Source organism: Streptomyces sp. SM1, assembly GCF_002910825.1.
Classification (GTDB): Bacteria; Actinomycetota; Actinomycetes; order Streptomycetales; family Streptomycetaceae; genus Streptomyces; species Streptomyces okerensis.
This window is the reverse complement of the sequence record NZ_NEUB01000186.1, coordinates 1-10,796: the sequence shown is the minus strand read 5'-3', so window position 1 is coordinate 10,796 and position 10,796 is coordinate 1. Positions and strand designations below refer to the sequence as shown.

Sequence of the window (10,796 nt, the reverse complement as noted above, 5' to 3'; positions counted from 1 at the left end):
CGGCGCGGATGCGGACGGCATCGGCCCCGGCTTGACAGCGCCCGTGCCGCCCGCGCACCATCGGCTCGTGAATCTGTCAGACAGCCAGACAGGTGGTGCGGGGCTGCGGCGCGTCAGCGCGATGGAAGCGGTGCTCAGCCACCTTCGCGGCGCCATCGAACGCGGTGAGTACGCCATCGGCGACAAGCTGCCCTCCGAGGCGGAGCTGTGCCGCACCCTCGAGGTCTCCCGGCCCGTGCTGCGCGAGTCCCTGCGGGCCCTGCAGACGATGGGCCTGACCGTCTCCAGGACCGGCAGCGGCACCTTCGTCGTGGCCGACGCCGTGCAGGACCCCACCTTCGGCGACTACACGGCCGGCGACCTGATGGAGGTGCGCCGGCACATCGAGATCCCCGTCGCCGGGTACGCGGCCCGGCGACGCACCCCGGAGAACCTGGACCGTCTGGAGCATCTCCTGGACCGGATGGAACGGGAGACGGACACCACCGCGTGGGTGGCCATGGACACGCTCTTCCACCTCGCCGTCGCCGAGGCCGCCCAGAACCCGGTGTTCCGCCGTGTCATCGAGGAGATCCGGGACGCACTGGCCCGCCAGTCCGCGTTCCTCAACGAACTCGGTGACCGCCGCGAGCAGTCCGACCGCGAGCACCGGGCGATCCTCGATGCGCTGACCGACGGCCGCCAGCCCGGCGCCGTCGACGCCATGACCCACCATCTCGACCGCGTCGAGACCACCCTCACCGACATCGTGCGCTCCGCGCCGCCCCACGACCGACCCCAGGCAGTGTGATGTACAGCAGCTTCCCCGCGGACCCGCCCCCCATCCGCGAGCCCTTCCACGCCCCCGTCGCCCACCTGATACGCGGTGGGGTCGTCGAAGGCGTCCACTACGGCTCCGTCGTGGTCCTCGACGACGACGGCGGGATCCGGTTCGGGCTCGGCGACGTCGAGGCGGCCTGCTGTCCACGGTCCGCGCTCAAGCCCGTCCAGGCCGTGGCCATGGTCCGCGCCGGACTCCCCCTCGAGGGCGCACTGCTGTCGCTCGCCGCGGCCAGCCACTCCGGCGAGGAACGCCATCTGGCCGGCACCCGGCGCATCCTCGAACTGGCCGGACTGACCGAGGACGACCTCCGCAACGTCCCCGACCTGCCGTTCGACCCGGTCGTGCGGGACACCTGGGTGCGCGAGGGCCGCCCGCCGTCCCGGCTCGCGCAGAACTGCTCCGGCAAGCACGCCGCCATGCTGTACACGGCCAGACTCAACGGCTGGTCCCTCGACGACTACCTCGACCCCGCCCACCCCCTCCAGCAGGCGATCGCCGAGATCGTCGAGGACCTCACCGGGCAGCGTGTCGCCACGGTCACCGTGGACGGCTGCGGCGCGCCCCTGTTCTCGGTCTCGCTGCGCGGTCTCGCCGTCGCCGCCGCCCGGCTCACCACCGCCGCGCCCGGTACCCCCGAGGCCCGCGTCGCCGGCGCGGTGCGCGAGCACGCCGAGATGGCCTCCGGTTCCGGCCGCGACGTGGCCGCACTGATGCGTGCGGTCCCCGGACTCCTCGCCAAGGACGGCTTCGAGGGCGTGCAGGTCGCCGCTCTGCCCGACGGCCGCGCCGTCGCCGTGAAGATCGCCGACGGGGCTTCCCGGGCACGGGTCCCGGTGGCCGCGGCGGCGCTGGCGCTTGCCGGGGTGGACACGGCGCTGCTCGCGGAGTTCGCGGGAGAGGTGCTGCTCGGCGGCGGGCTGCCGGTCGGCGAGGTGCGGCGGGTGCCGGCGCTCGGTCCGGAGACCGTCCCCGCGTGAGCCCGCCCGCTGCCGGCGTTGTCGTGGAGGCAGAGGTCTTGTTCGCCCGTGGGGGCCGTCGACGGCTGGTAGCGCAGTTGCCCGCGCCCCTTCGGGGGTGCCCTGGGCCGGCCTCACAGGGAGGAGGCCCGGGAAGCGGTCGGCGACGGGAAGGCGCGGAGGGCATGCGGGAGAATGGGATCATGGCAGCGTCGACGACCTTCGAGCCGGTTCTGGAGCGTATCGCCGAGGAGGTCGAGCGGACCCCCGGCCGGGGCCGCCCCGCCGGGTACATTCCGGCGCTCGCGGCCTGTGATCCCAGGAGCTTCGGTATGGCCGTCGCCGAACCGGACGGTTCGGTGTACGGGGTGGGGGACTGGCGCCGGCCCTTCTCCGTGCAGTCCATCACCAAGGTGTTCACCCTGGCCCTGGACCTGGCGCGCGAGGGTGACGCCCTCTGGGAGCACGTGGGCCGCGAACCCTCCGGCAATCCCTTCAACTCCCTGGTCCAGCTGGAGTACGAGGACGGCATTCCGCGCAACCCGTTCATCAACGCGGGTGCCCTCGTCGTCACCGACCGGCTGCACACCCGTACCGGTGACGCGGCCGGCGAACTGCTCGCGTTCCTGCGGGCGGAGAGCGGCAACCCCGGCCTCGCCTTCGACGTGGAGGTCGCCGCCTCCGAGGAGGCCCACGGCAACCGGAACGCGGCCCTCGCCCATTTCATGGCGTCCTACGGCAACATCGACAACCCCGTCCCGGTCCTGCTCGACCAGTATTTCCGGCAGTGCTCCGTCGCCGCTTCCTGCGCGGACCTCGCCCTGGCGACCGGCTTCCTCGCCCGGCACGGCATCCGTGCCGACGGCACCCGGCTGCTCAGCCGCAGCCAGGCCAAACAGGTCAACGCCGTGATGCTGACCTGCGGTACGTACGACGCGGCCGGGGAATTCGCCTACCGGGTCGGACTGCCTGGCAAGAGCGGTGTCGGCGGAGGGATCATCGCGGTCGTCCCGGGCCGCTGCACCTTGTGCGTGTGGGGCCCCGGCCTGGACGAGCGGGGGAACTCGGTGGCCGGCGTCGCCGCCCTGGAGCGGTTCACGACACTCACCGGCCTCTCCGTGTTCTGAGCCGGCCCGCCGCCGGTCAGTCCGTCGGCACCGGGCCCCACCTGAGCCGCAGGAACAGCGCCGTCCCCGCCCCGCCCAGCAGGGCGGCACCGGCGATCGTCCAGGACACCGGCCGCCCGGACCCGTCCTCCTTCCGGGCCACCGGCACCGCCGCCTCCGCCTCCGGACCCCGCAGCGGTCCGGCGCGCAGAGCGTCCAGTGAGCCCACCGGGTCGACCCGCCCGCCCGCCTCGAAACCCCAGTCCAGGAGCGAGCGTGCCTCCTCGTAGACGGCGTGCCCGTCGTCCGACCGGGGGTTCATGACCGTCGCCACGAGGGTGCGCCCGTCGCGGCGCGCGGCGGCCACGAGCGTGTTCCCGGCGTTGCTGGTGTAGCCGTTCTTGATCCCGATCAGGCCCCGGTACGGTTCGACGCCGTCCGCGCCGGTGAGCAGCCGGTTCGTGTTCACGATTCCGTACGAGCCGCCGTCGCGGCCCGGGAACCGGGCCTCCTCCCGGGCGCAGTAGCGCGCGAACTCGGCGTTGCGCAGCCCGGCCCGGCCGAACACCGCCAGGTCGAACGCGGACGACACCTGACCGGGTGCGTCGTAGCCGTCGGGCGACTTGACCCGGGTGTCACGGGCGCCGAGCGCGCGGGCCTTGGCCTGCATCCGCTCGGCCGTGGCCCGCCAGCCTCCGGTCAGTCCGGCCAGCACGTGCACGGCGTCGTTGCCGGAGCTGAGGAAGACCCCGTTCCACAGGTCGGCCACCCGGTACGTCCGGTTCTCCGCGACTCCGACCAGGCTGCTGCCGGGCCCGATGTCGGCCAGCTCCTTCTGCCCGACCCGGTGCCGGATGCCGGCCGGCAGGGCGGGCAGCACGGTGAGGGCGAACAGCGTCTTGAGGGTGCTGGCGGGCGGCAGCCTGCGGTGCGCGTCGTGTGCCGCCAGCACATCGCCGGTGCCGGCGTCGGCGATCAGCCACGAGCGGGCGGACAGATCCGGGACCTCGGGTGCCCCACGACGCGGGCGGACATGCGTGCCGGGCCGGTACAGCGGCGACGTGGCGGCGGCCGTCGCCCGCGGACCCGGTTCCGGGCCCGTACCGGTGAGGGCCGCGGCGGGCGCCAGCGCCAGCAGGCCCGCGGTGCAGAGTGCGCAGGTCGGCACGGTCACCCGTGAAGCAAATCCGATAGGCATACCGCAAAAGTAGGAATGGACCTCCGGAACAGCGTGCTGCCCCGGCCGGAGACCGTCCCCGAGTACCCGGATGCCACAGGTCGACGTGCCGTCAGCCGCCGGGCAGGGTCGGCCGGATCCGCCGCAGGAACGTCGCGTTGTCGGGAGTCTCGCGGATCCGCCCGAGCAGCGTCTCCAGACCGGCCAGTCCGTCCCGGGACCCCAGCACACGCCGCAGTCCGGCCGCGGCGGTCAACTCGGCCGGACTGAGCAGCAGTTCCTCACGACGGGTGCCCGAGGCGGTGAGGTCGACGGCAGGGAACAGCCGTCGGGCGGCCGCCTCGCGGCTCAGCCGCAGCTCCATGTTGCCGGTGCTCTTGAGCTCCTCGAAGTAGAACTCGTCCGCGCGGGAGCCGGTCTCCACGAGGGCGGAGGCGAGGATCGTGAGCGAGCCGCCCTCCTCGGCCCGGCGGGCGGCGCCGAAGAACCGCTTGGGCCCGAACAGGGCGGACGCGTCGACGCCGCCGCTGAGGGTGCGGCCACCGGACGGGGCCGCGTTGTTGTACGCCCGGCACAGCCGGGTCAGCGAGTCGAGCAGCACGACGACGTCCTCACCGGCCTCGACGAGCCGCTTGGCCCGTTCCAGCACCAGCTCGGCGAGCGCGATGTGGTCCCCGGCCGGACGGTCGAAGGTGGAGGCGTACACCTCGCCGCGCACGGAGCGCCGCATGTCGGTGACCTCCTCGGGCCGTTCGTCGAGCAGCAGCACCATCAGCCGGCACTCCGGGTGGTTCCCGGCGACCGCCGCCGCCAGCTGCTGGACGAGGACGGTCTTGCCGGTCCTGGGCGGGGCGACGAGCAGCCCGCGCTGCCCCTTGCCGACCGGCGTGAACAGGTCGGCGATCCGCCCGGCCAATCCGGACGCCGGGTGCTCCAGGCGCAGCCGCTCCCCGGGGTGAAGCGGTGTCAGGTCCCGGAAGTGCCGTCGGCCGCGCGACGCGCCGGGCGCACGGCCGTCGACCCGGGTCACCTCGGTGAGGCCGCGCCGGCCGTCGCGCACGCCCTCCAGCCGGTCGCCCCCGCGCAGCCCGTGGCGGCGCATCAGGGCGGGGGAGACCGGCGGGTCGGCGGGGGTGGCCAGCAGGTTCGCGGCGCGCAGACGCCCCTTGCCGGCCGCGTCGACGTCGAGGACACCGGTGACGATCTGAGGCTGCTGCTGTACGGGAGGGTGATCGAGTGTGATGGCGGTCATGGAGCCGGTCCTTTCGTGGACAACGGGCAGGCAGGCACATGTGAGAGGAAGGGAGAAACCGCGCGAGGAGGGCGGATGCGCACCCGGCGGTGGGAACAGCACCCCGGCCATGGCGGGAGAGACCCTGCCGACGAGGTGATGCGGGAAAGCCGATGAGCCGGTCGCGGACGACGGGCGGGGCGGCGAACCGAGGAGTGACTCGAAGGAGAACTGGCACCGACGCCCGGACAGGGGCGTACAAGAGATGCTGTCTGAACCATACCACCGGGTTCGGCGGTGTGGAAGGCCGCCGTGAGCCGGGCACTCCTCTAGGCTGATCCGATGTTCGACCCCGAAGGCCCTCGCCTGCGTGAACTCGTCGTCCAGTCCCTGTCGTCCGTGGAGCGCGGTTACGACCTCCTCGCGCCGAAGTTCGACCACACCCCGTTCCGTACGCCGGACTCGGTGCTCGAGGCGACGGCGTCGGCGCTGCGGCGGGCCGGGCCGTTCGGCGCCGGGCTCGATCTGTGCTGCGGCACCGGGGCGGGTGTCGGTGTGCTGAGGCAGGTGTGCGAGGCGAGCGTCACGGGCGTCGACTTCAGTGCGGGGATGCTGGAGGCCGCGCGGGAGCGGACTGTGCCGTCCGGGCGGTCCGGGCCGTCCGGACAGTCCGGGGCCTTCGGGACGCGCGGGGGGCCGGACTCCTCCGGGCCGCCGGTCGGCTGGGTGCGCGCGGACGCGCGGGTTCTGCCGTTCGGACCGGTCTTCGACCTCGTGGTCAGCTTCGGGGCGTTCGGGCATTTCCTGCCGCGGGAGCGGCCGGGACTGTTCGCACAGGTCCACTCGGTGCTGCGGCCCGGTGGCCGGTTCGTCTTCCCCGTGGTCGCGCCGCCCCGGCCCGGCTCGCCGATGTACGGGATGCTGCTGGGGTTCGACACGGTGATGCGGGTGCGGAACGCGCTGTGGCGTCCGCCGTTCGTCATGTACTACCGGGCTTTCCGCTTCGGGGAGATGTGGCGTGAGCTGACGTGGGCCGGGTTCCGGGTGGAGTTCTGGCCACTGCCCGAGTTCGGGCTGGTGGTTGCCGCGCGGGCGGGGACGTGACGGGGCCACACCTCCGCCGGGGCACCCGGCCGGCTGTGCCTCGCGCGGCTCCCGCTCCACCCGTGCCGCCCTGCGGGCACCCCCCTTTCGGGGAGGCGCGGTTTCCCGCGGCGGCGGGGGAGCGGGTGGAGTCTCAGACCGCGGCAGGGACGGTGAATTCATAGACCAGGACGTCCTGCTGAGCGTCCGTCACCAGTTCGGTGATCTCCAGCGGACGGGCGAACCGGTCGTGCACCCGCCGGGTGACCCGGACCGACGATGTCCCCGCGAGGCGTGTGATCGTGTCGCGGTGGTGCAGGGAAAGGCCCGCCCGGCGCATCCAGTCGTAGGCCCGCCGCAGCTCCGCGGCTCCCGTGCCGTCGGCCCGGTCGCGGTAGCGGGACAGTTCCCCGACCTCCGCGAGGGCCACGGGGGAAAACGATGTCACCGCCGTGCGGGATTCGCGCCCGTCGGCCGACGCCGACCAGTAGTGGTGCACGAGCGTCGGCCGGGCGGGCGCCACACCCAGCGCCTCGGCGTGACCGGGCGGCGGGATCTCCCACGCGACACCGGCCCTGGCCACCGTGCCCCGGGCGGCGCAGCCCGCGCCGAGGGGGAAGCCGGAGCAGGCCGGCGTCTCCATCGGCAGGCCGGGCAGCGCGGCATGGCTGCCCCGCCGGTCGGTGGCGACCAGTCCGTCACGGCGCAGCAGTTGCAGCGCCTGTCGTACGGTCTCCCGGCTGACTCCGAAGTGTTTCGGCCAACTGCCGTTCTCCGGGGAGGCGTTCACCGGGCGGAATGGTCCCGTCGTGCAGCTCGCCGAGCAGCTGCGTCGCGATCCTCCGGTAGAGGGGTTCCCCTTCGGTGAGCGGGTGGTCGTGCGGGGTGGTGCGGGCCATGCCGCGCCTCCTGTTGGTGACGTTCCGTAGCGGTGCGGGCTCGTTGCGCCATCACATCTAGCATCGGTCTACACCACCAGGGAAGAGCCTCCCGCCAGATCGGCCGGAACCCTACGGTCCTCCGGTCGCCGGAGCCACCGCATCCCGCCGGAACCGCCGCATCCCGCCGGTGCCGCGCCGGAGCCCGGAGCCGGCCGTCAGATGTACCAGCGCATCCAGCGCAGCTTGGCAGCCTCGTGGAACGGTCCGCCGCCCTCGTGGTCGTTGAAGTCGTACACCTCGATGGCCTTGTCCTCGTGCGCCCACGCGTTGTACGCCCCGAACACCGTCGAGGGCGGGCAGGTCTGGTCCTCCAGGGCCGCCGAGAAGAGCGCCGGTGCCCGGCCGCGGGCGGCGAAGTGCACGGCGTCGAAGTAGGACAGGGTGCGCAGGACGTCGTCGAAGCGGCCCCGGTGCGTCTTGAGGTAGAGGCCGATCTCCCGGTAGGGCTGCCGGTCGGTGAGTGTCGTCGCGCGCGGGAAGTCGCACAGGAACGGCACGTCCGGCGCGATGCCCGCCAGGTCCGGAACGAGGCCGCCCACCGCGAGGGCGATGCCCCCGCCCTGGCTGGCGCCGGCGGCCACGGTGCGGCTCGCGTCGGTCAGGGGGTGCGACCGCGCCGCCTCCACCGCGCGCACGGCGTCGGTGAACACCCGGCGGTAGTAGTAGTTCGCGGGCGCGTCGATGCCGCGGGTCATGAACCCGGGGTAGGCCGGAGCACCGCCGACCGGGTCGGCGGTGCCGCCGCCGGCGCCCCAGGCGCTGCCCTGTCCGCGCGTGTCCATCACGAAGTGGGCCCGGCCCGTGGACGCCCACAGCAGGTGCTCGTGGGGCAGTCCGCGCCCCCCGCCGTACCCGATGAACTCCACCACCAGCGGCAGGGGTGCGTCGGTGCCGGCGGGCAGGGTCAGCCAGCCCTTGACCGGATGGCCGCCGAACCCCGCGAATGTCACGTCGAACACCTGTACGGTGGACAGTCCCGTGTCGACCGGCTCGAAACGTGCGTTCAGATCGTGTTCGCGTGCCTCGTCGAGCGTCCTGGACCAGAACGCGTCGAAGTCCTCGGGCTCCGTGGACGTGCTGCGGTACTCACGCAGTCTGCCGAGGGGGAGGTCGAACAGGGCCATCAGGGACCGCCTTCGTGGAGAGACAGTGCGAAGCGATGACACCGTACGTGGATCATCCTGGAAGTCGCCAGAGGGTTCAGGAGAAGCAGCAGGTGAAGGGCATAGAAAGCGATTACCGGTAAGGGCCGGGTGGCCGGTCCCGGTGGTCGCGGGCTCAGCCGAAGCGCTCGATCCGGATGCGCTCCACGGGCTGGCCGGCCGCCACCAGCAGCCGGGAGGCGTGCTCGGCGAAGGAGTTGGAGCCGCACACATAGGCCTCCCACCCACCCGAAGGCCGCTCCGCCATGATCGGTGCCACATGTGCGGCCGTCATACGTCCCACAGCCACACCTTCCGGCGCGCTCCGGGTGAACACCGGAGTGGTCTCCGCGCCGAACTCGCGCGCGTAGATCAGTTCCCCGGGGCGGCGCACGGACACCAGCAGCCGCAGCGGCACGGTCAGGCCCCGCGCCCGGTGGTGCCGCAGCATCGACATCAGCGGGACCACACCGGAGCCGGCCCCCACCAGCAGCGCGGGCCGGTCGCCCGGCCAGGCGAAGAAGCCGCTGAGCGGGCCGCGCACCTCGATGCGGTCACCGGGGCGCGCCACCGTGTGGAACCAGCCCGAGACCTCGCCGTCCTCGACATGGTCCAGGGTCAGCTCGACGTGTCCGGAGTCGTCCGGCGCGGAGGCGATCGAGTAGTGGCGCTGCGCCGCATAGCCGTCCTCGGCGACCAGCCGCAGCACCAGATGCTGCCCGGGGACATGCCCCGGCCAGTCGGGCACCGCGAACCGGAAGGTCGACACGCGGGGGGTCTCGCGGCGGATCTCGGTCAGTGTGGCCGTCCGCCACACGGAGGCGGTCCGTGCGCTCACCCCGATGCGCCCGGGCACGGCGAACCGGGTGGGCGGGGCGAACGGTTCCGGTGCGTTCCGCCGCGTACCGTTCCCGGGTGTTCTCGTCGGCGTCGTCCGCTCAGTCACCGGAGTACCGCTGTTCCTCCCAGGGATTGCCCCGGGGGTGGTAGCCGTTGCCCTCCCAGAAGCCGGGCTCGTCGTGGTCCAGGAGCCGCAGCCCGGCGATCCACTTGGCGCTCTTCCAGAAGTACAGATGCGGGACCAGCAGCCGCGCCGGCCCGCCGTGCTCGGCGGGCAGCGGACGACCGTCGTACTCCCAGGCGATCCAGGCCCGGCCGCCGGTCACATCGCTCAGCGGCAGGCTGGTGGTGTAACCGGTGTGCGCATAGGCGACCACATGGGTGGCCGACCCACGGGGCCGCACCACGTCAAGGAACGCGTCCAGGGAGACGCCGCCGAACCGCACCCCGAACTTCGACCAGCTCGTCACACAGTGGATGGCACCCTCGTACGCCGACGCCGGCAGCGCGTGCGCCTGTTCCCAGTCCCAGGTACGGGGATCGGCCACCAGACCGTCGATCCGGAAGGTCCAGTCGGCCGGCGCGAGGTCGGGGGTGACTTCGGCGGACAGGACCGGCCATTCGTCGCCCGCGTCGTACTGTCCGGGCGGCAGTCCGGGATCGTCCACACGGGGGCGGCCGGTGAAGCCTCGGGTGATGTTCACGTGATCGGTGATTCCGTTACGGCTGGTGCTCAAGTGTTTCCGTGTTCAACGGTACGCGGTGGCCGCGACCACCGCGCGGCCAGGCCGCGGTGTCGCCCCCGCCGATCCGGATCGCGTCCTGCCGGCACCGTACGACCGCGGAGTTCGTCGGGTAATGTGGCCGCCCGGGCTGTGGACCGACCCAGCCGTGGATGCCGGGGGAGGTGGGACCGATCACCGTTCGTCAGATCGGGTGCTCTCACCTCGAAGCGACGCGGTTCACCCACAGCAGGTGACCGTGAGGGCGCCCTTCGGTTCCCGAAAGGCTCCAGGCTCGTGCCGAACTCGCCGTACCGGTCCCCCTCACCCCTTTCTCCGCCTCCGCCCGTGTCCGTCCCGCCCTCCAGGGACTCCGTCGTCGCGGCCCTCCGCGCCGCCGGGTGCGTCTTCGCCGAGGACGAGGCCGAGCTGATCCTCGCCGCCGCGCCGGCCCCCCGGGACATCGCCCCGATGGTCGAGCGCCGGGCAGCCGGACTGCCCCTTGAACTCGTCGTCGGCTGGGCGGAGTTCCGCGGTCGGCGCATCGCCGTGGAACCCGGTGTCTTCGTGCCCCGGAGGCGTACCGAGTTCCTCGTCGAACAGGCTCTCGCGCAGGCGCCCGGCGCGGCCGTCGTCGTGGACCTGTGCTGCGGCTCCGGTGCCGTCGGCGCGGCCCTGGCGGCGGGGCTCCCCGGGGCCGAACTGCACGCCGCCGACATCGATCCGGCCGCCGTGCGCTGTGCACGCGGCAATGTCACGGCTCTCGGCGGGAGGG

10 protein-coding genes and 1 pseudogene are annotated in these 10,796 nt (G+C 73.0%); 5 read left to right on the top strand and 6 right to left on the bottom strand.

The window, feature by feature from the left end; genetic code table 11:
• The first annotated feature begins 121 nt into the window (after positions 1–121).
• The 3 genes from B9S61_RS04400 to B9S61_RS04390 all read left to right on the top strand — a co-directional run bounded on the left by B9S61_RS04400 (position 122) and on the right by B9S61_RS04390 (position 2,906).
• Positions 122–790, top strand: a complete 669-nt coding sequence (locus tag B9S61_RS04400) for a FadR/GntR family transcriptional regulator (RefSeq protein WP_103541014.1) — start codon at positions 122–124, stop codon at positions 788–790.
• Positions 790–1,800, top strand: coding sequence for an asparaginase (locus B9S61_RS04395; protein ID WP_103541013.1), 1,011 nt, complete (start codon positions 790–792; stop codon positions 1,798–1,800). Before B9S61_RS04400 ends, B9S61_RS04395 begins: the two co-directional genes overlap by 1 nt.
• Positions 1,801–1,982: 182 nt before the next feature.
• Positions 1,983–2,906, top strand: a complete 924-nt coding sequence (locus B9S61_RS04390) for a glutaminase (RefSeq protein ID WP_103541012.1) — start codon at positions 1,983–1,985, stop codon at positions 2,904–2,906.
• 16 nt (positions 2,907–2,922) lie between these two features.
• On the opposite strand, the gene B9S61_RS04385 is transcribed toward B9S61_RS04390, so the two are convergent.
• Entirely contained in the window at positions 2,923–4,083 is a 1,161-nt protein-coding gene (locus B9S61_RS04385) for a D-alanyl-D-alanine carboxypeptidase family protein (RefSeq protein ID WP_103541011.1), read from the bottom strand.
• Positions 4,084–4,174: 91 nt separating this feature from the next.
• The gene (rho, locus tag B9S61_RS04380) at positions 4,175–5,314 is read right to left on the bottom strand and encodes a transcription termination factor Rho (protein ID WP_103541010.1); all 1,140 of its coding nucleotides are present in this window, start codon (positions 5,312–5,314) and stop codon (positions 4,175–4,177) included.
• Between the two features lie 321 nt (positions 5,315–5,635).
• On the opposite strand from rho, the gene B9S61_RS04375 reads away from it, so the two are divergent.
• Positions 5,636–6,397 carry a class I SAM-dependent methyltransferase gene (locus B9S61_RS04375; RefSeq protein WP_103541009.1) on the top strand — a complete coding sequence of 254 codons (762 nt, stop codon included), beginning with the start codon at positions 5,636–5,638 and terminating at the stop codon, positions 6,395–6,397.
• Positions 6,398–6,530: 133 nt separating this feature from the next.
• Here the strand turns inward: B9S61_RS04375 and B9S61_RS04370 are convergent.
• The 4 genes and pseudogenes from B9S61_RS04370 to B9S61_RS04355 form a co-directional block, all read right to left on the bottom strand.
• A pseudogene (locus B9S61_RS04370) lies at positions 6,531–7,275 on the bottom strand (GntR family transcriptional regulator).
• Positions 7,276–7,472: 197 nt separating this feature from the next.
• Positions 7,473–8,441: an acetylxylan esterase gene (locus B9S61_RS04365; RefSeq protein ID WP_103541008.1), complete on the bottom strand. Its 969-nt coding sequence runs from the start codon at positions 8,439–8,441 to the stop codon at positions 7,473–7,475.
• Positions 8,442–8,595: 154 nt separating this feature from the next.
• The gene (locus B9S61_RS04360; protein ID WP_103541007.1) at positions 8,596–9,315 is read right to left on the bottom strand and encodes a ferredoxin reductase; all 720 of its coding nucleotides are present in this window, start codon (positions 9,313–9,315) and stop codon (positions 8,596–8,598) included.
• Between the two features lie 82 nt (positions 9,316–9,397).
• Entirely contained in the window at positions 9,398–10,003 is a 606-nt protein-coding gene (locus B9S61_RS04355; RefSeq protein WP_103541006.1) for a sulfite oxidase-like oxidoreductase, read from the bottom strand.
• 366 nt (positions 10,004–10,369) lie between these two features.
• On the opposite strand from B9S61_RS04355, the gene B9S61_RS04350 reads away from it, so the two are divergent.
• Positions 10,370–10,796 (top strand): methyltransferase (locus B9S61_RS04350; RefSeq protein WP_258039544.1); only part of this gene is annotated, 427 nt, incomplete at its 3' end.